Raw genomic sequence first — 20321 nt, 5'->3', positions numbered from 1 at the left:
AATCGCTCAGAATGCAATTTGCAGGAAGAATGAAAGGGTTTGCGAGTAAAACCGGCAAAAATGCGAGCGTTTTTGCCACCTTGGGCTGCAAAATGGTTGCAGGCGGTAGAAACTACTTCTTGGCCTCAATCACTTTATAACCGGCATTGTCTTCAATCGGTGTCACCTGCTTGAACAGAGATTTCAACCCTGCTTCATAGGGCATCTGCCGGTTGGCAACGAGCAATAGTCTGCCGCCCGGCTTCATCCTTTTTGCAGCAGCAGCAATAAAGCCCTGCCCCATTGTCGGGTCAGCGCTCCGTCCTGCATGGAACGGCGGGTTCATAACGACCGTGTCGTAAATCTCTGTAATTGCTTCACTATTGACATCGTGCCAATGAAATTTGACCGGCGTTTCCCCGCCATCAATATTGGTTTTTGCGGCTTCCAGCGCTTCGAAATCGGCCTCATAAAGGTCAAGCGATTTCAGCTTTTCGGGGTATTTCAACACTTCGCTGGCAAGATATCCCCAGCCCGCTCCAAAGTCTGCCACATGACCGCTTATGCGACCGGCAAAGTGCTTCACCAGCATGGCCGAACCATTGTCGATTGCCGTGTGAGAAAACATACCCGGCGCCGTATTGAAGCGACTTTCAACCTGCATGTTCTTGGGTGTAAGCTTTTGAATATCCTCACTGTTTATTTCACCCGAGCGAACGAACCAGAATGCCACCGCATGGTTTTTTGACAGCCTGTCTTCGATAGTCGTGAGGTTCGAAACAGTCTTGCGGAAGCTGTCTACGCCGAGCTTCTTGTTGCCGCAAACCACCATGCGACCGCCGACCTTTACCTGATCAAGCGCCTGCGTCAACCAGCCTTCATTGCGGCCACGATGTTTGCCAAGCAAGATCAGCGCGCCGTCAAACTCGGTATTTTCCTGTAACCTTGGAACCGCAGTAAAACCTGCTTTCTGCAACGCCAGATAATCCGGCTTGAATGGTTGCAGGCAAGTGAGGATAGACTTCCATTCATCTCCAATGGCGCGATCTGTTTCAGCACCGAGAAACAACCACGACGCGCCTTTATTGGGCACCGGCAATATCTCATCTTCGAAGGGCAGAAACAGTGTCTGGAGAGCGCCGTTGGCCATTACAAAGTCCGTCTATAGATGGTTACACCAAGAAAAAAGCGCGCCACAGGGACGCGCTTTTATTATTGCATGGTCAGAAGATTACTCAGCGTCTTCCTGAGCCTTCTTTTCCTGAACGATTTCCTTGCCGGTTTCCTGATCGACAACCTTCATCGATAGGCGAACCTTGCCACGTTCATCAAAGCCCATGAGCTTGACCCAGACCTTCTGGCCTTCCTTGACTACATCCGAAGTCTTGGCGACACGATCCGAAGCAAGCTGCGAGATGTGAACCAGACCATCACGTGGACCGAAGAAGTTTACGAAAGCGCCAAAGTCAGCAGTCTTTACAACTGTGCCTTCATAGATTTCGCCTACTTCAGGTTCCGCAACAATCGAGTGGATCCACTTGCGGGCAGCTTCGATTTCCTTGGCCGAGGACGATGCAATCTTGACTGTACCATCATCTTCAATGTTGATTTTCGCGCCAGTCTTTTCGACAATTTCGCGAATAACCTTACCACCGGAGCCGATAACGTCACGGATCTTGTCAGTCGGAATGTTCATGACTTCAATGCGTGGAGCAAATTCGCCAAGTTCCGAACGGCCTTCAGTGATGGCTTTTGCCATTTCGCCGAGGATGTGCAGACGACCGTCCTTGGCCTGTGCCAAAGCAACCTTCATGATCTCTTCGGTGATGCCGTCGATCTTGATATCCATCTGCAGTGCAGTGATACCGTTCTCAGAACCAGCTACCTTGAAGTCCATGTCGCCGAGATGATCTTCGTCGCCGAGGATATCGGAAAGAACAGCGAACTTCTCGCCTTCGAGGATCAGGCCCATCGCAATACCCGCAACCGGGCGAAGCAAGGGAACACCAGCATCCATAAGGGCTAGAGACGTACCGCAGACAGTTGCCATGGAGGACGAACCATTGGATTCGGTGATCTCGGAAACCGTGCGGAGCGTGTAGGGGAACTGTTCCTTGGCAGGCAGAACCGGATGGATAGCGCGCCATGCAAGCTTGCCATGACCGATTTCACGACGGCCGGGCGAACCCATGCGACCTGTTTCACCGACCGAATAGGGCGGGAAATTGTAGTGCAGCATGAAGGTTTCTTTGTACATTCCGGTCAGCGAGTCGACATACTGCTCGTCTTCGCCTGTGCCGAGTGTGGCAACAACGATCGCCTGTGTTTCACCGCGTGTGAACAGTGCAGAACCGTGCGTACGTGGCAGAAGGCCAACTTCCGAAACGATTGGACGAACTGTGGAAAGGTCACGGCCATCGATACGGCTGCCTGTATCGAGAATGTTCCAGCGAACGATTTTCGCCTGAACCGACTTGAATACAGTTGCGATTTCTTCTGCCGAGAATTCTGGTTCTTCAACGCCTTCAGGGAAGAAGTGCGCCTTTACCTTTGCCTTGGCAGCATCAACCGCATTGTAGCGATCCTGCTTGTCCGTGATCTTGTAAGCTGCACGCAGATCGGTTTCGGCAACCTTGAGAACAGCTGCTTCAGCTGCTGACACGTCGTCTGCCTGGAAGTCACGAGGCTCTTTCGCAGCAACTTCAGCGAGCTTGATGATCGCATCGATTACCGGCTGGAAGCTGCGGTGACCGAACATGACAGCGCCGAGCATAACGTCTTCGGCCAACTCCTTGGCTTCCGACTCAACCATCAGAACAGCATCGCCAGTACCGGCAACAACCAGATCGAGGCTCGATTCTGGCATCTCGTCGACAGTTGGGTTCAAACGGTATTCGCCGTTGATATAACCAACGCGAGCGCCGCCAATCGGGCCCATGAATGGAACGCCGGAAAGGGTCAGGGCAGCCGAAGCGCCGATGAGCGAAATTATGTCCGGATTGTTTTCAAGATCATGCTGGATAACAGTCAGAACAACCTGTGTGTCGTTCTTGTAACCATCGGCAAATAACGGGCGGATCGGGCGGTCGATCAGGCGCGAAACCAGAGTTTCATTTTCGCTTGGACGGCCTTCACGCTTGAAGTAGCCACCGGGGATCTTGCCGGCTGCGTATGTCTTTTCCTGATAGTTTACGGTCAGAGGGAAAAAGTCCTGACCTGGCTTTGGTGACTTTGCGGAAACAACAGTAGCGAGAACGACTGTCTCACCGTAAGTGGCGAGAACTGCGCCATCTGCCTGGCGGGCAATCTTGCCGGTTTCCAGAATGAGCGGACGTCCGCCCCATTCGATTTCAACTTTGTGTTGATTAAACATATCTTGTCCTTGAGTGGAGAAAAACGCGCTTCCCTTTGGATCGCAGCATCTTTCTACCGTTTCGTTTCGACCAATCACGGGCAAGACAATTTGCAACTCGCATTCCGAGTTGCCAGCAATCCTGCCCCATGACCTGTCACATGGGTATTCTTCATCCCCTTAAAGGATGAGCAGAAACCGGCGGGACATGAATGCCGCCGCCGGTTTCAATCCGTTATTAGCGGCGCAGGCCGAGCTTTTCGATCAGCGTCTGGTAGCGGCTCTGATCAATCTTCTTGAGATAATCAAGAAGGCTGCGGCGCGTCGAGACGAGCTTGAGAAGACCACGGCGGGAATGGTTATCCTTCTTGTGATCCTTGAAATGTTCGGTCAAATTGACAATGCGCTCTGTCAGCACGGCAACCTGGACTTCCGGAGAACCGGTATCGCCTGGCTTCGTTGCATATTCAGTGATCACTGCCTGCTTGCGTTCAGCGGTTATCGACATCGTATATCCTTTCTTTTGAAGAGGAAAACAGGATGCCCACGGCCGGGATGTCGTCCAGCGGGGGCCAGTTAAAGCAACGGGCAAAGCCTGAAGCTTGGGGCCGTATAGTCGAAATTGTGACGAATTACCAGCCGCAAATGATTCCCCGCCCAAATGGCGCATTAGACTAATTGCTATATTGCATATTTGCCCCAGAAGAAGGCAGGTGATCCTTTTATACAATTCATAGGAACACCGATGGACGTATATCGCCCACAAGCCTCTGTCCGGGCAAAAGCAATTGGCCTTGTATGGAAGGCAGACAAGTTTTTGGCATTTGAGGTTGAGAACGGTGACGGAGAAGTCGATGGGGTCCGCCCGTTTGGCGGCCTTATTAAAACGGGAGAAACCAAGGAGAATGCCCTGGAGCGGGAGTTTCTCGAGGAGCTTGGCAGCCCGATCAAAATAGTCGGCCCATGGCATGATTTCGAGAGTAAGGAATACTCAGGTCAGGAACATCTGTTCGTAACAACCGTCGAACTAATGGATAAAAGCTATTATGCCCGCGAAGAAATCATTCATCGCGAAGCGGGTGATACAACCTGCTGGGCCAAATGGTACGATCCGCTGGAACTGAAGGCGGCAAACCTAAAACTGTATCCAGCCGGGCTTGATACAATCCTGTCCAATAGACGCGAGCATTCTTATCACGAATAATCAATAACCCATCGCAGGTGCAACATCCGCATCAATTGCACCGCTTTCCGAGTGCAGTATGCAATGGCTCAACCAGCTATTTTCTCCAGAAGAAATCAGTGGTTCTAACGCCTCAGTCCACGAGAGGAAAATTCAGTACAGTAATATGTGGATTGCACGCATCCGTTAGCTGTTGTGCGGTATTTTCAGGCTACGGTGGTAGAAACAATCTTCACCAATTACCCGGGGAGCCCAATGAGCGAAGACGCTATAATAAACCTGTTCTCCTACGGAACCCTGCAGCTGGAAAGTGTTCAGTTGTCTTCCTTTGGCAGGTTGCTTACCGGCACCAAGGATTCCATTTCCGGATTCCGCAGCGCGATGGTGGAAATCACCGATCCTGAAGTTATCCAGGCCAGCGGCAGCAATTTTCACCCTATCGTCGGACCAAGTGACAATCCTGCCGACGAGTTGGAGGGAACCGTATTCCAGATCACCGAGCGGGAACTGGCAGCCGCAGATGATTATGAGGTTTCGGACTACAAACGCATTGAGGTGCGCCTGAAGTCGGGTATCCAGGCTTGGGTCTATGTAAAAGCCTAGATAGTAAACACGCGCTTTGGATTAAACTGGCCGTGTTCTATGAAGCCGATCGCAAGCAGTTTGCCCTTTGCAGTTACACAAGCTTCATCCGCCTCCACGGGTGCGTCGCGACCACGCAGGATGATAGGGTTACCCATACGAATACGGTGGGCCTGATCATCCGTTATTGCCACCTGTGGCAAGCTTTCCAACGCAGCGCCTGTCTCAATGAGAAAGGCATCCATAACGGAAAATCGATCTGCAAGGCGCTCATATCCGCCCTCGTCGCCGGTCTCATCTGTTGGGACTGGCGGATGAGCAGCTTCCAATTCCTCCAGCGTCACAAAATCGGCTTCGTCAAAGGGAGCAACCTCTATACGACGCAGGTCAGCAATGTGACCGTAGCACCCAAGATCGCGGCCCATATCACGCGCAAGCGAGCGAACGTAAGTTCCCTTACCGCATTCCACTTCGAAAACAGCCGTTGCGTCATCAGGTCGCTCAATCAGCTCAAGGCGATCGATCTCGACTTCCCGTGACGGTATCTCGACCTCCTCGCCACCGCGAGCAAGATCATAGGCCCGCTCACCTGCAATCTTGATCGCAGAAAATTTTGGCGGCGTTTGCTGAATAACTCCGGTATATTTGGGCAGCAGTGCTTTAATTGCCGTCTCTTCCGGTCGATTGTCAGATGTCGCGCTGACTTCGCCTTCCAAATCATCGGTAGTGCGCTCGGCACCCCAACTGACCGTAAAGCGATAGATTTTTGTTCCATCCATGACATAGGGAACAGTCTTGGTCGCCTCGCCAAGAGCAATCGGCAACATGCCCGATGCCAGAGGGTCGAGCGTACCAGCATGACCCGCTTTTTCAGCCTTGAACAACCATTTGATCTTGGAGACCGCCTCCGTTGAACCCATACCCTTAGGCTTGTCGAAGATCAGCCAACCGGAGACCGGACGGCCCTTTTTCTTGCGCTGTCTTGCCATTTAATTATCGCCATGTCCTGGCACATCGCCCGGGTTGGGGTCGCCGCCGTCATCATCGTCATTGTCATCATCGGTGAGATCGCGGGTGACCTCCGGCTTGCGCAGCAGGGCATCAATTTTGGCGTAATTGTCAAAACTCGTATCAATGCGAAAACGAAATTCCGGCATATATTTCATGGACTTGAGATACACACCCGCGCGTCCGCGAATGAATCGCGCATGTTTGTTCAAGGCGCTAATAACCGCCTCGCTGTCTGTAGCTCCAACTGGCGAGACGAAACATGTGGCAATTTTCAGATCCGGAGACATACGCACTTCCGAGATCGCAATCACTGCATTCTCCAGTTGATCATCGCGAACATCGCCACGCTGCAGAACTTGCGATACTGCATGGCGCACCTGTTCGCTAACGCGCAACTGACGTTGGGAAGGACCTGATCCGGTAGCAAAACGAGCCATTATTACCTATCCAGACAAACAAGAGATCGCCGGATATTATTCCGGCGATCCTGTTATCATTAATCGAGACGCTTGGGTTTAGAGCGTGCGGGTCACATGTTCGACGCGGAAAGCTTCGATTGTATCGCCTGCGCGAATATCCTCGTAGTTTTCAAACGCCATACCGCATTCCTGACCCATCGGCACTTCGGATACTTCGTCCTTGAAGCGCTTGAGCGTCTTGAGTTTGCCTTCGTGGATGACAACGTTGTCGCGGATAAGGCGTACACCTGCACCACGTTCGACCTTGCCTTCCGTAACACGGCAACCGGCGACCTTGCCGACCTTCGTGATATTGAAGACTTCCAGAATTTCCGCGTTGCCGATGAAGGTTTCGCGGCGTTCTGGAGAAAGAAGACCGGACATCGCAGCTTTCACATCGTCTACGAGATCGTAAATGATGTTGTAATAGCGAATTTCGATGCCTTCACGTTCGGCCAGATCGCGGGCCTGCTTGTTGGCACGCACATTGAAGCCGATAATTGCGGCATTCGATGCTTCTGCAAGAGCGATATCGCTTTCAGTGATCCCGCCTGCCCCGGAGTGAATGATGCGCGCGCGCACTTCTTCCGTACCAAGCTTGTCGAGGGCGCCAGCAATCGCTTCGATCGAGCCCTGAACGTCGCCTTTGATGAGTAGCGGGAACTCTTTCAAGCCGGTGACCTGCAACTGGCTCATCATCTGTTCCAGGGAACCACGTGAACCAGCCTGTTTGGCCACAGCCTTTTCGCGAGCAAGACGTGTGCGATATTCGGAAATTTCGCGCGCCTTGGCTTCATTCTCGACGACGGCAAAGCGATCACCAGCCTGTGGCGGTCCGCCAAGGCCGAGAACCTCAACCGGCATGGCCGGTCCGGCATCCTTCATGTTTTCGCCGCGGTCATTGACCAGCGCACGTACACGGCCCCACTCGCTGCCTGCAACGATGATATCGCCCGGATGCAGAGTACCCTTCTGGACGAGAACGGTTGCTACCGAACCACGGCCACGGTCAAGCTTGGCTTCAATAACCACGCCCTCAGCGGTACGAGTCGGATCAGCCTTGAGATCCAGAACTTCAGCCTGAAGCAGGATTGTTTCGAGAAGCTTGTCGAGGCCAACACCAGTCTTGGCGGAGACTTCAACGTCGAGCGTTTCACCGCCCATTGATTCCACGAAAACTTCATGCTGGAGCAGGCCGTTACGCACCTTTTGTGGATCAGCGGAAGGCTTGTCGATCTTGTTGATGGCAACAATGATCGGAACCCCAGCAGCCTTGGCATGATTGATTGACTCAATCGTCTGCGGCATGACGCTATCGTCAGCAGCAACCACCAGAATGGCAATATCCGTCGCTTGCGCGCCACGTGCACGCATTGCGGTAAATGCGGCGTGACCCGGCGTATCGATAAAGGTGATCTTCTGGCCGTTCTGTTCGACCTGATAAGCACCGATATGCTGCGTGATGCCGCCTGCTTCGCCCGACACGACATTCGCCTTGCGGATCGCATCAAGCAGCGATGTTTTACCGTGATCGACGTGACCCATGATGGTCACAACTGGTGGACGGGAAACAAAAGCTCCCTGATCGTCTTGAACGTTGAAAATGCCTTCTTCAACGTCAGATTCAGCAACACGGCGGACCGTATGACCGAATTCTTCAGCAATCAGTTGGGCCATATCCGCATCAATCAGATCGCCCGGTTTCATCATCTGGCCTTCTTTCATCAAATATTTGATGACGTCGACCGAACGCTCAGCCATACGCTGGGCCAGTTCCTGAATGGTGATGGTTTCCGGAAGCACGACTTCACGCGCGATCTTCTCGCGTGTTTCCTGCTGCATGCCGCGTTTGAATTTTTCCTGGCGACGACGCATCGCGGAAAGTGAACGGCTGCGACCTTCATCATTGAGCGCGGAGCCCAATGTAAGCTTGCCACGACGGCGTTCATCTTCACCTTTTACAACCTTCGGTGCACGAACTTCAGGCTTTGCCGGAGCAGCACTGCTGCCACGGCGTGCGCCTGCCGGTCCACCGCGTCGTGTCTCTTCTTCTTCCGCAACATTGGTCTTGCGGACAGAAACTTTCGAGCCGGTATCTTCCGCAGCCGATGGTTCAGGCTGGCGCTTGCGCGATTCTTCCTCAGCGCGTTGCTTGGCTTGGGCTTCCTTGCGAAGGCGCTCTTCTTCCTCTGCCTGACGGCGTGCTGATTCTTCGCGTTCCTTGGCGCGCAATGCATCTTCTTCCGCGCGGCGGGCCGCCTCAACAGCGGCCTTTGCACGATCTTCGATATCACGCGCCTTTGAACCCTCAAGGGCCTTGCGGCGTGCCTCAAGTTCTGCTGCTGAAAGTGTATTCAACACCATGCCGGAGCGATCGTTCGGGCGCTGTCCTGCCGGACGATAGGGCTGCTGGCCCGCGCGCTGCGGCGAAGATGGCTGGGTTGGACGGCTCGCAGCAGGGCGCGCAGTCGAAGTCGATGCTGGCGCACTGGCCGCTGGTGCAGCGGGGGCTGGCGTCGGACGCGGGGCTGGCGCTGCTGCAACTGGCTGCGACGCAACCGTCGGCTGCGGTGCAGCAACAGGCTGTGGTGCAGGCGCTGCTGCTACTGGCGCGACCGGCTTGGGCGCTGCCGTCGGCTGGACTGGCGCTGGCGTTGGCGCAGCAACAGGTGCAACCTCCGGCTTTTGGTCCGGCAGGCTGAACTTGCGCTTCTTCGTTTCAACGACAACAGACTTAGTCCGCCCGTGGCTGAAATTCTGGCGCACCGTGCTTTGTTCGATACCGGGCCGCTTCAGGGTCAGGGTTTTCTTGTTGACGCCAAGCGTCTTGTCGTCTGTCGATTTTGTATCGCTCATTCCGTTTCCGTTTCCTTCGCAGCGGTTGCCGCTTTAGCGCTGGTCTGCTCGTCCAGACCTTCGCGAAAATGCTGTAGCATCCAGACTCGCTTCATAAGCCCGGCAGCTGCCCTCCCCTTGAGTACGGCAGCATGTATCACATTAACCCCACCCAATGCCAAATCCATTTCATCGCTACTGAACAATGAAAGGGCGGGTATATCAGGTCCGTCGGCATAAACTACCGAACGACGGGCCTGGTCAAGCTTTCGGACGCCGTCTTCCGCTGCTTCAAAAGCATGCAGCACGAGCCCGGCCGTGCCGTTGCGGATGGCGATATCCACTTTTGCGGCCCCTGTTATCACAACACCGGCCTTTCGCGCCAACCCAAAACTTCCCAAAGCTGATTTTGCCAGCATCTGGTCAACGATCTTTCCGAAATCATCCGGAACAATCACCGCTGTTTTCAGTCCACGCGGGAAAAGCTTCCGCTTCACCGCTTCGTCAATATAACGACGCTGGGCTTTGACCCAGCAACCCCGACCGGGAAGGTTGTGCTTCAAATCAGCAACAACCGATCCATCCGGGGCTACCACGAATCGGATCATGTCATCGACAGAACCTGCTTCACGCGTGACGATGCACGTTCTGTCGTTCATTTCCGCTTCCATATTAGGATCGTCCGGGATTAACCAGCGACCTCTTCGTCTGCTTCTGCACCGGTCTCGGTTGCAACCAGATCATCTTCAGTGATCCATCCAGCCTTCAAACGAGCAGCAAGCACCATCTGTTCCGCATCGGCACGGCTGACTTCGAATGCTGACAGGATGCCGGGGAAATTAACCGTCTCCCCATCCTTGCGTTCGCGCCATCCGGTCAATTCGTCAACAGCATATCCGGCGAAGTCTTCAACGGTTTTGACACCGTCTTCACCGACTGCAACCAGAATCGCATTGGTCATTCCAGGCAGGTCACGAAGCTCGTCCGAAACACCCAGCTCCTTGCGGCGGGCATCGCGCTCTTCTTCGATTCGGCCGAGATATTCCTGAGCACGCTGCTGGATTTCTGTCGCAGTATCCTCATCAAAACCATCGATGGAGGAAATGTCATCGCTATCAACATAAGCGATTTCTTCCACGCTGGCAAAACCTTCGGACGCAAGAACCTGGCCGACCATCTCGTCAACGTCGAGTGCTTCCATGAACAGGTTGGAGCGTTCTACGAATTCTTTCTGACGGCGCTCAGACTCTTCCTGCTCGGTGAGGATGTCGATATCCCAGCCTGTCAGCTGCGAAGCCAGACGGACATTCTGCCCGCGACGACCGATCGCTAGTGATAGTTGGTCATCCGGGACCACAACTTCAATACGCTCGGCATCTTCATCCAGAACAACCTTGGAAACTTCTGCGGGCTGCAAGGCATTAACGATGAAGGATGCAGGCTCTGGCGACCAAGGAATAATATCGATCTTTTCGCCCTGAAGTTCCCCGACGACTGCCTGGACGCGCGAACCGCGCATACCAACGCAGGCACCCACAGGATCAATGGACGAATCGCGCGAAATAACCGCGATCTTGGCGCGCGAGCCCGGATCACGAGCAACCGACTTGATTTCGATGATGCCATCGTAAATTTCCGGCACTTCCATGGTGAAAAGCTTTGCCATGAATTGCGGATGCGTGCGGCTCAGGAAAATCTGCGGTCCACGCTGTTCGCGGCGAACGTCATAGACATAGGCGCGAACGCGATCACCATATCGGAATGTTTCGCGGGGGATCAGCTCGTCGCGACGAACGATTGCTTCACCGCGGCCCAGATCGACAATCACATTGCCATACTCAACGCGCTTGACGCTGCCGTTGATGATCTCACCAACGCGATCCTTGTATTCGTCATACTGGCGATCACGCTCGGCTTCACGAACCTTCTGCACGATAACCTGCTTGGCGGACTGAGCTGCGATCCGGCCAAAATCCATTGGTGGAAGCTGGTCGGCGAGGAAGTCGCCTGGCTGTGCATCAGGGTTGCGGTCGCGGGCGGCATCCATACCGATCTGCGTAACCGGATCTTCAACATCGTCGACAACTTCAAGCAGACGTTGCAGCTTGATTTCGCCAGTTTTGGCGTTGATGTCAGCGCGGATATTGGTTTCCTGACCATAACGCGAGCGTGCAGCTTTCTGAATGGCATCGGCCATCGCCGCAATAACGATCTCGCGGTCAATCGACTTCTCGCGCGCAACCGCATCGGCGATCTGCAGAAGTTCTAGCCTGTTTGCACTGACTGCCATTTTCTTCTCCTTGGGTTCACCACCACGCTTCCTCTGCGGGTGTATGAAATTCAATCCGGTTGTTAGCTCTGCCCCTCTTCGGAAGCATCTGCTTCGTCAGGAGCATCATTGTTTTCTTCTGGTATACGGCCTTCGCGAAGATCCTTGTCACGACGCAATGCATCGCGAATGAGATCGTCCGTCAGAATGAGACGGGCATCGGCAATCATTTCAAACGGGACCTCGACAGCGGGCTTGTCGCCGTACGTGGCCTGATCGCTTTCAATCGTTATTGATTCATCGGTTACGTTAGCGATACGGCCACGAAATTTCTTCCGGCCTTCCAGAATTGCAGAGGTGTCTACCTTTACAATATGGCCGCTCCAAACTGTAAAATCCGATTTGCGCACGAGTGGTCGATCAATCCCCGGCGACGAAACTTCCAGATGATAGTTCCGGTCGATAGGGTCTTCCACGTCGAGTACTGGCGATAATGTCCGGCTTACCAGCTCGCAGTCTTCGACAGTCATTGTACCATCGTGACGCTCAGTCATGATTTGTAGCGTCAAACCATTGAGACCCGAAAGTCGCGCGCGAACAAGCCGGAAGCCAATGGATTCGAGAACAGGCTCGATGATCGAAGCGACGCGAGCGTCGATACCCGTTTCAGTAATAATACGCTCTTCCGATGCTGAAACCGGAACAGTTTGATGTTCTGTTTTGGTGCCGTCTGTCACACAAATTTTCCCTGTTTTGGCCCCAAGAAACAAAAAAGAGCGGGACCTGTGTGGACCCACCCCTGTTCTATCGACCAAGAATATGCGTTCTGTATACCGAAATGGGGGGAGACTTTCAAGCTCCGTAACAAATTTCTGCGAACTCGTGAAGCATTAGCCGTTATATCGCAATAATGCATAGCTGCCCTGCATAAGTGGCTCTTACCAAAAACGTGCCTCATCCCTATCTTTGCTGCATCGCAATATAAACGCGAAAGGATGATAAAATGCACAAGACATCAACAACTTCACGAATTGGCCGTATGCTGAATGTATTCGGTAGCGCCGTTGCAGTCGCATCAGCAACCCGCACTGGCCATCAGCCAATAGCTTCTGATCTGCGCACTCTGGGTATTGATCCTGTTCAGTTCAGCTCCATCCACCGGAACTAATCAATCCCGGTGGACGGTGAATGAGGCGACTAGTCTTCGTTCGCTGCAAGCGAGGCCAGAACTTTACCTTGGCCTCGGGCACGCATGATCAGCGGCACAACGACCGCACACACGGCGAGAACCAGCAAGGTTACCGCTATTGGTGATCCAACCAGCACGGTAAAGTCACCCTGACTGATCTGAATTGCACGGCGCAATTGCGTTTCGGCCATTGGCCCCAGGATAAGTCCTACGACCACAGGTGCAATCGGATATCCGAATTGCCGCATGAAGTATCCAAACAATCCAAAGAGAATCAGCATCGCAAGCTCGAATGAGAAAGCGATCCATCCCAATTGAAAAATGGCGGAGTTGGCGCCTATCGTGCCCAGTGTCGCGAAAACCAGAATCCCCGCATAAAGCCAAGGCTTGGGAATCGACAGCAGACGCACCCATAGACCGATCAATGGCAGGTTAAGAACCAGCAGCATAAGATTGGCAACAAGCAAACTTGCAATCAGACCCCAGACCAGTTGTGGGCTGGTAGCAAAAAGCAATGGTCCCGGCTGAAGTCCGAACTGCTGGAAGCCTGCAAGCATGATCGCCGCTGTCGCTGTTGTCGGCAAGCCCAATGTCAGCAGCGGAACCAGTGTCCCTGCAGCGGATGCATTGTTTGCTGCCTCCGGACCGGCCACACCTTCAATTGCCCCGTGGCCAAACTCTTCCGGTTTCTTCGATAGCTGTTTTTCTACTGAGTAGGAGAGAAATGTACCGATCTCGGCGCCGCCAGCCGGCATGGCCCCGATTGGAAACCCAATTGCTGTTCCACGCAACCATGGTTTCCATGAACGCGACCAGTCTTCCTTGGTCATCCAGACTGAACCCTTAACGGCCTCAATCTTCTCATCCATGGTAGTCCGCGATGCGGCAACGGCCAGCGTTTCGCCAATCGCAAACAGCGCGACGGCCAATGTAGTCACCTCAATCCCGTCAAGTAGATCAGGAATGCCGAATGCAAGCCGGGCCTGTCCGGTCAGTTGATCCTGACCGACCAAACCAAGCGCCAACCCTATGAACAGCGCAGTCAAGCCGCGAAGAGTCGAGTCGCCAAAGGCTGCCGAAACAGTCATGAAAGCAAGGACCATAAGTGCAAAATATTCTGCAGGTCCAAAAGACAGGGCAAATTTTACGATCCACGGCGCAATCAGTGCCAGACCGATAGTTGCAATCAAACCGGCGACAAATGAACCAATCGCAGCCGTCGCAAGCGCAGGCCCACCGCGCCCGGCACGGGCCATTTTGTTGCCTTCAAGCGCAGTGACGATGGACGCACTTTCACCCGGCGTATTCAGCAGAATGGACGTCGTCGACCCGCCGTACATCCCACCGTAATAGATACCGGCGAACATGATCAGCGAGCCTGCCGGGTCCAGTTTGTATGTTACCGGCAGCAACAAAGCGACCGTAAGAGCCGGGCCAATGCCTGGCAATACGCCAACAGCAGTACCGAGCGTAACGCCGATCAGTGCGTAGAGCAGGTTCATCGGGTCCATCGCCACAGCGAAGCCCTGGAATAGCAATCCAAAGGTTTCCATTGACCTTAACCCCCGAAAATCAAACGTTCTGGCGGTCCTGCCGGAAGAGACAATTGAAGCCCCTTGGCAAAGAGTATCCAGACGATAAAGGAAAGTACGATGCCAACAGGTATCGTCACCCATAATTTGGTTTTGCCGAAGCCTCTGGCCGTTGCAGCGAAAAGAAGCCCTGTCGCAATCGAGAAGCCGACGACATTGAGAAGCAGCATTTGAGCTGCAAGGCCACCGACGATCCAAAGGACGGGACCTGGCGCCTGTGCCTCACGTTCCGGAAATTCGCCGCGATATGCTTCGAATACCGTCCACACAGCCAGAATAAACAATACGATGCTGATGGCATATGGGAAAACGGCCGGGCCGATACGGGTGGCACTACCGCCATGAGTGGTGGCGGTGCTGTACCCGATTATTATGGCCAAGACCGCCAGGAAGGCTGCAATAAACAGCGCCGCCCGATCAGGGCGACGCGTTTTGGAGTTTGATGACTGTTGCGTCATTTTACCAAGCCGATATCTTTCAGAATAGCGGAAGTTGCTTCCGTATCCTTCGCCAACTGAGCCTTGAATGCATCGCCTGCGAGATATGTGTCAGCCCAGCCCTTGGCCTTTAACTGTTCCTGCCAGCCTTTGGATTTGGCCAGCTTTTCAACATCGGCACCAATGGCTGCTTCCTGTTCCTTGGTAATTCCAGGTGCTGCTGCAACCATGCGCCAGTTCTGGATAGAGACGTCTACGCCACCTTCCTTGAAGGTTGGCGCATCAATGCCTTCAACCTTTGCATCGCTGGAAATACCGATGATGCGGAGCGCGCCAGACTTGATCTGCGACTCAAACTCGCCATAACCGGAAATGCCAACCGTTACCTGGCCCCCGAGAATAGCTGCTAACGCCTCACCACCGCCGGAGAATGCAATGTAGTTTACCTTCGTTGGATCTACGCCTGCAGCCTTGGCCAGCAAGCCTGCCGTGATATGATCAGTACCGCCTGCAGAACCGCCGCCCCAGGATACAGCGCCCGGATCAGCCTTGAGTTTTTCCACCAGATCGGCCATCGATTTGATTGGTGATGCGGCTGGCACAACCAGAGCCTCATACTCACCGGTCAGACGCGCGATGGGCGTTACCTGCTCCAAAGTTACCGGCGACGCATTTGTGAGGATCGCCCCGACCATCACATAACCACCAACGATAAGCTGCGAAGGATCGCCTTTTGCCGAATTTGCAAACTGCGCCAGACCGATTGTTCCACCAGCGCCGGTAACATTGACAACCTGCACATTGCCCGAGATTTTTTCTTCCTGAAGAACTGTCTGGAGTGTGCGGGCCGTTTGATCCCAACCACCACCTGGGGCGGCCGGCGCCATAATCTTATAGTCTGCCGCAAAGGCGTGGCCGGAAATAACCATTGCACCGGCAGCTACAAAAGCAAGCAACATCTTACGCATTGTGTGAAGTCCTCCCAAAACGGCCCTCGGCCATCGTTTTTTCAGTTTCTCGAAGATCGGGAAGTTGTTTCAACGCAAACTGCAGGCCGTTGCTGCCTTGATTTTGCGCACAAAAATATGGACAGCCTCCCAGCGGTCTCCTCATCTTTAGAATGATACTAGAAAACTGTCAGGAAGCTGTCACGCGAAATAGCGTGCGAAAGAGTCAGCGGCGCAAAAACGTAAGGTAAGCGCCTATTCTGCCTTCGCGATGGGCCTTCTGTTCATAGCGGGTACCGGGCCATGCTTCATAAGGCGTATGCCAATCAGCAGAGGTTTGCGCCTGCCAGTCAAACTCGCCGTGTTCGTGGCAATGCTGCAACGTCCAGTTGACATAAGTGTCGATGTCGGACGCAAACCGGAAGCGAGCGCCTGATTTCAATACACGTGCAAAGCGGTCAAGATTTTTCTGACTGACAAACCGGCGTTTCCAGTGTTTTTTCTTCGGCCATGGATCGGGGTAGAAGAGATCGATGCCATCGAGCGACGCATCGGGCAGCCAGTCCAGCACTTGCGTCGCATCGTCATCGTAAAGTCGGATATTGCTCAACGGATTGTCGTGAAGATCAACAATCAACTTCGCCATGCTGTTCACGAAGGGTTCAACACCTATGAAGCCCGACTTTGGATGACGTGCGGCTTCATGCAGGAGGTGCTCACCGCCGCCAAAGCCAATTTCCATTCGCACCAGATCGACCTCCGCAGCAAACAGGCTGCGGAGGTCATCAGGCGCTTTAGCGGTAAGATCGAGCTTCAACTGAGGTAGAAGTTCATCCCGGATTGAGCGCTGCAAAGGACGTAATGTCTTGCCGTTTCTCCTGCCGAAGAATGCTTCCGTCGAACGCTCGCGTCTGGGCTCGGTCATACCAGTATCCATATCGGCCGCTTAGGCGGCCAATGCTGTCTTCAACTGCTTGGCAAGATCGGTCTTCTCCCAGGAGAATGAACCATCGCGGCCAGGCTTGCGTCCGAAATGGCCATAGGCAGAAGTCTTGGCATAGATTGGCTTGTTGAGATCAAGATGTTTGCGTATGCCGGTTGGCGACAGGTCCATGACCTTGCGCAATGCCTCTTCCACTGCATCTTCCTTGACTTTGCCAGTACCATGCAAATCGACATAAACCGAAAGCGGCTGTGCAACACCAATTGCGTAGGAAAGCTGGATTGTGCAGCGGTCAGCAAAGCCTGCAGCTACAACGTTCTTTGCAAGATAACGTGCTGCATAGGCTGCAGAACGATCAACCTTGGTTGTATCTTTGCCGGAGAAAGCACCGCCGCCATGTGGTGCAGCACCACCATATGTATCCACAATGATCTTGCGGCCAGTCAGACCCGCATCGCCATCTGGACCACCAATGACAAACTTGCCAGTCGGATTGATGTACCAGACGCAATCAGCAGCGATCTTGAGATCACCCATGGCCTCACGAATATAGGGCTCAACCACGCTACGGACCTTCTTGGAGTCCCAACTTGCATCCAAGTGCTGTGTCGAAAGCACGATTTGCGTTGCTTCCGCCGCAACGCCGTCAACATAGCGTACGGTTACCTGGCTCTTGGCATCTGGCCCAAGCTTGCCAACATCGCCTTCGCCTTTGTGGCGGGCTGTTGCCAGCAATTCCAAAATTTTATGGGAATAATAGATTGGCGCAGGCATGAGATCAGGTGTCTCGCGGCATGCATATCCGAACATGATACCCTGATCGCCGGCACCTTCTTCACCCTGACGGTCGGCGGCATTGTCTACGCCCTGAGCGATATCTGCTGATTGCGGGTGCAACAAAACATCAATCTTTGCTGTTTTCCAGCTGAAGCCTTCCTGCTCGTAACCAATATCGCGAATAGCGCGACGTGCAGCAGCACGGAACCTTGAAGGATTAATGACCGGATGCCCCTTGGCATCTTTAACAACGGCGCCGCTTTTATCTTTCTTGAGCAATGTATCCGGAACCCGGACTTCACCGGCAATCACAACCCGGTTCGTAGTCGCCAGCGTTTCGCATGCAATGCGAACAGTCCACGGATCAACACCCGTCTTCTTCGCCTCTTTGTAGATCATGTCAACGATTTCATCGGAAATACGGTCACAGACTTTGTCCGGGTGACCTTCCGAAACCGACTCACTGGTAAAAAGATATGAACTGCGCGTCACGGGGAACCCCTCTTGAAAGCAAACGAATGCCAGCAGGCAAATGCCGACTGGCCGCATAGTGTTTGCCAAGCTGCAGCGGTTCCGTCAATTGCTTTCACTTTCAAAAGGAATGCTTCAGGGGGATTTTTTTCCCGTTTCACACCGTAATGACGCGAACCCCGCTGAATTAGACTGCGTCATCCTCTTGACCAAGTGTGCGAACGAGGTCGAGTACTTTACGTCGGATTTTTGCGTCGCCAATCTTTGCAAAGGCCCGCGCCAACTGGATGCCCTCCGAGCTATTGAGAAAACCGACAACATATGTTGTCTCGCTTTCTTCATCAAAACCCCTTGGCTTATCCGGTTGACCCGGCATGTCATCAAAAAAGAAAGTAACAGGAACGTTGAGGATATTCCCGATTGCCTGAAGACGGCTAGCGCCCACACGATTCATGCCTTTTTCATACTTTTGAATCTGCTGAAACGTTATTCCAAGACTCTCACCAAGTTTTTCTTGGCTCAAGCCTATCATATTGCGCCGCAATCTAATTCTTGCGCCAACATGGATATCCACCGGGTTTGGGCTCTTCTTATTATCAGACATGAAAATCTCATTCGTATGAAATGGAAATGAAAATGAATTTTACCATCAATGTATCAACGCACCAAATATCACTTTATTCGATAGGGGCTGTACCAGAAATGTCAACCAACACGCCTTCTGCTACGCAAAAAATACCGCACCGCTACAATCAGAACCAGTAATAATACAACCGCAAATTGAATCTGATGAGCCGCCTCCCCCCAAGGTAGCCGTACCCGCGATGGAAGTTGGGCATCAATTACACCGACCGCATCCAGAGCAAGTGCATCAATGATTCGGCCATAGGGGTCGATCACAGCTGAAAGACCGTTATTAGCAGCTCGAACCATGGGCAATCCCTGTTCCACAGCGCGCAATTGGGCCTGTCTGAAATGCTGATAGGGACCGGGCGTGTCACCGTACCAAGCATCATTTGTGACGTTGACAATGGCATCAGCTGCAGCGCCCTGATAGGACATTTCGCCCGGGAAGATGGCCTCGTAGCATATCAGCGGCAATACCGAGAAGCCGCTGACGACTTCGAGAGATCGGCGCATCGATGCCGCGCTGAAGCCTCCCGGCAGCTCCACCACTTCACTGATGCCCATTTTGCGCAGAATACTTTCCAAGGGCACATATTCGCCGAAAGGAACCAGATGCACCTTATCAGCAGCACCGGTGATTTGCCCCGCACTGTCGATGGCATATATCGTATTATAATAGAGGGGTTCGTCCGCGCCTCCCGGCTCCTCCATTCTAATCGCGCCCGTTAAAAGAGTCTGCCCGTCGGCCAGTGCGTCGGCGATAGCTTTTAATGCTTCGGGCGTTTTAGTCAGAATATAGGGTACGGCGGTTTCCGGCCAAATTATAATCTGCGCCTTGAGCTTGCCGTCTTCCGGCTTCTCAGCTGTCATGGCGAGGTATTTATCGAGTATACCGCGCCGCGCTTCCGCATCCCATTTAAGTTCTTGGGAAATGGAGGGCTGCACGATACGGATATGAGGTCCGTCGAACTTGATCTCTGCTGTTGAAAGACGGATAACTCCAAAGCCGACATGGGCAATGATAAGCGCTATTACAACAGCAGCCCCGGCTATCCGGTTTTGCCGGGCGCTGTAGAGTGCCGGCATGGCAAATACGACAACCGCAAGCACATTCATTGCGAGCAGTCCCACAATGACTGACGACTGCATCATCACTGGCACCGGCATGGCGGCATAGCCGATCGCATTCCATGGAAAACCGGTCATGATAAAGGAGCGAAGCCATTCAGCGACGCCGAAACCAAAGCCCAGTGCAAATATGCGGCCAATCCCTTCGCTCCAGATGAGCCGGGCGAGTGCTGCTGCAACAGCATAGAAAAATGCCAGGAACGCTGGCAGGCCAAAGATTGCCAGCGGAATAGCCCAGGCAAAGTTTGCAGCATCGACCAGCAGAGCATTGCCGATCCACCAGAGCCCGAAAACAAAATAGCCGAAGCCGAACCACCATCCGACATAGGCGGCTGGCAGAAGCCGTCTGACCGGGCTTCCTCCGGCATTATCGACGGCACCGTCGAGGAGCCATACGAGGACCGGAAAAGCAATAAATGCTACAGCAAAAAAGTCGTAGGGTGGCAGCGCAAAACTTGCCAAAGCCCCCATCAGAAATGCCAGGCCGCTACGCCGCCAACCTGACAGAAGTACGATCCTGTCGATCAAACGCCGGATCATG

At 53.5% G+C, this 20321-nt stretch carries 19 protein-coding genes; 3 read left to right on the top strand and 16 right to left on the bottom strand.

Annotation, left to right across the window (positions count from 1 at the left end; all coding sequences use genetic code 11):
• Nucleotides 1–112: 112 nt before the first annotated feature.
• From PMI41_RS05010 to rpsO, 3 genes are all read right to left on the bottom strand, one after another.
• A complete protein-coding gene (locus PMI41_RS05010; RefSeq protein ID WP_008122444.1) occupies nucleotides 113–1129 on the bottom strand; it encodes a class I SAM-dependent methyltransferase in 1017 nt (338 codons plus the stop codon).
• Between the two features lie 81 nt (nucleotides 1130–1210).
• Entirely contained in the window at nucleotides 1211–3352 is a 2142-nt protein-coding gene (gene pnp, locus PMI41_RS05005) for a polyribonucleotide nucleotidyltransferase (protein ID WP_008122442.1), read from the bottom strand.
• A 217-nt stretch (nucleotides 3353–3569) separates the two neighbouring features.
• Nucleotides 3570–3923 (bottom strand): 30S ribosomal protein S15, encoded by a 354-nt coding sequence (gene rpsO, locus PMI41_RS05000; protein WP_348225792.1) that lies wholly within the window; start codon nucleotides 3921–3923, stop codon nucleotides 3570–3572.
• Between the two features lie 153 nt (nucleotides 3924–4076).
• On the opposite strand from rpsO, the gene PMI41_RS04995 reads away from it, so the two are divergent.
• Together PMI41_RS04995 and PMI41_RS04990 are read left to right on the top strand one after the other, a co-directional pair.
• Nucleotides 4077–4535 (top strand): NUDIX domain-containing protein, encoded by a 459-nt coding sequence (locus PMI41_RS04995; RefSeq protein WP_008122437.1) that lies wholly within the window; start codon nucleotides 4077–4079, stop codon nucleotides 4533–4535.
• Between the two features lie 234 nt (nucleotides 4536–4769).
• On the top strand, nucleotides 4770–5117 hold the full coding sequence (locus PMI41_RS04990) for a gamma-glutamylcyclotransferase (RefSeq protein WP_008122435.1): 348 nt from the start codon (nucleotides 4770–4772) through the stop codon (nucleotides 5115–5117).
• On the opposite strand, the gene truB is transcribed toward PMI41_RS04990, so the two are convergent.
• From truB to rimP, 6 genes are all read right to left on the bottom strand, one after another.
• Complete coding sequence (gene truB, locus PMI41_RS04985; protein ID WP_008122433.1) at nucleotides 5114–6085, bottom strand: tRNA pseudouridine(55) synthase TruB; 972 nt, start codon at nucleotides 6083–6085, stop codon at nucleotides 5114–5116. The two genes, PMI41_RS04990 and truB, sit on opposite strands and share 4 nt — an antisense overlap.
• Entirely contained in the window at nucleotides 6086–6544 is a 459-nt protein-coding gene (gene rbfA, locus PMI41_RS04980) for a 30S ribosome-binding factor RbfA (RefSeq protein WP_008122431.1), read from the bottom strand.
• 78 nt (nucleotides 6545–6622) lie between these two features.
• Complete coding sequence (gene infB / locus PMI41_RS04975) at nucleotides 6623–9421, bottom strand: translation initiation factor IF-2 (protein WP_008122429.1); 2799 nt, start codon at nucleotides 9419–9421, stop codon at nucleotides 6623–6625.
• Complete coding sequence (locus PMI41_RS04970) at nucleotides 9418–10071, bottom strand: RNA-binding protein (RefSeq protein WP_008122426.1); 654 nt, start codon at nucleotides 10069–10071, stop codon at nucleotides 9418–9420. The genes infB and PMI41_RS04970 overlap by 4 nt, the downstream gene beginning before the upstream one ends.
• Before the next feature lie 17 nt (nucleotides 10072–10088).
• Nucleotides 10089–11690: a transcription termination factor NusA gene (gene nusA / locus PMI41_RS04965; protein WP_008122424.1), complete on the bottom strand. Its 1602-nt coding sequence runs from the start codon at nucleotides 11688–11690 to the stop codon at nucleotides 10089–10091.
• A gap of 62 nt (nucleotides 11691–11752) precedes the next feature.
• Complete coding sequence (gene rimP / locus PMI41_RS04960; protein WP_008122423.1) at nucleotides 11753–12406, bottom strand: ribosome maturation factor RimP; 654 nt, start codon at nucleotides 12404–12406, stop codon at nucleotides 11753–11755.
• Between the two features lie 266 nt (nucleotides 12407–12672).
• Between rimP and PMI41_RS25235 the strand changes: the two genes are divergently transcribed.
• Nucleotides 12673–12837 carry a hypothetical protein gene (locus PMI41_RS25235; RefSeq protein ID WP_008122421.1) on the top strand — a complete coding sequence of 55 codons (165 nt, stop codon included), beginning with the start codon at nucleotides 12673–12675 and terminating at the stop codon, nucleotides 12835–12837.
• Nucleotides 12838–12866: 29 nt separating this feature from the next.
• Here the strand turns inward: PMI41_RS25235 and PMI41_RS04955 are convergent, their stop codons facing one another.
• From PMI41_RS04955 to lnt, 7 genes are all read right to left on the bottom strand, one after another.
• A complete protein-coding gene (locus PMI41_RS04955) occupies nucleotides 12867–14411 on the bottom strand; it encodes a tripartite tricarboxylate transporter permease (protein ID WP_008122418.1) in 1545 nt (514 codons plus the stop codon).
• A 5-nt stretch (nucleotides 14412–14416) separates the two neighbouring features.
• Complete coding sequence (locus PMI41_RS04950; protein ID WP_008122416.1) at nucleotides 14417–14908, bottom strand: tripartite tricarboxylate transporter TctB family protein; 492 nt, start codon at nucleotides 14906–14908, stop codon at nucleotides 14417–14419.
• The gene (locus tag PMI41_RS04945; protein WP_008122414.1) at nucleotides 14905–15855 is read right to left on the bottom strand and encodes a tripartite tricarboxylate transporter substrate binding protein; all 951 of its coding nucleotides are present in this window, start codon (nucleotides 15853–15855) and stop codon (nucleotides 14905–14907) included. Before PMI41_RS04945 ends, PMI41_RS04950 begins: the two co-directional genes overlap by 4 nt.
• Before the next feature lie 205 nt (nucleotides 15856–16060).
• The gene (locus tag PMI41_RS04940) at nucleotides 16061–16759 is read right to left on the bottom strand and encodes a tRNA (guanine(46)-N(7))-methyltransferase TrmB (RefSeq protein WP_008122412.1); all 699 of its coding nucleotides are present in this window, start codon (nucleotides 16757–16759) and stop codon (nucleotides 16061–16063) included.
• 21 nt (nucleotides 16760–16780) lie between these two features.
• Nucleotides 16781–18046 carry a methionine adenosyltransferase gene (metK, locus tag PMI41_RS04935; protein ID WP_008122410.1) on the bottom strand — a complete coding sequence of 422 codons (1266 nt, stop codon included), beginning with the start codon at nucleotides 18044–18046 and terminating at the stop codon, nucleotides 16781–16783.
• 166 nt (nucleotides 18047–18212) lie between these two features.
• The gene (locus PMI41_RS04930; protein ID WP_008122409.1) at nucleotides 18213–18629 is read right to left on the bottom strand and encodes a helix-turn-helix domain-containing protein; all 417 of its coding nucleotides are present in this window, start codon (nucleotides 18627–18629) and stop codon (nucleotides 18213–18215) included.
• Nucleotides 18630–18730: 101 nt separating this feature from the next.
• A complete protein-coding gene (lnt, locus tag PMI41_RS04925; protein WP_008122408.1) occupies nucleotides 18731–20320 on the bottom strand; it encodes an apolipoprotein N-acyltransferase in 1590 nt (529 codons plus the stop codon).
• Nucleotide 20321 lies beyond the last annotated feature (1 nt).

It is taken from the genome of Phyllobacterium sp. YR531, assembly GCF_000282595.1.
Lineage (GTDB): Bacteria > Pseudomonadota > Alphaproteobacteria > Rhizobiales > Rhizobiaceae > Phyllobacterium.
Note: the sequence above shows the minus strand (reverse complement) of the source record. Positions and strands in the feature narration are given on the sequence as shown.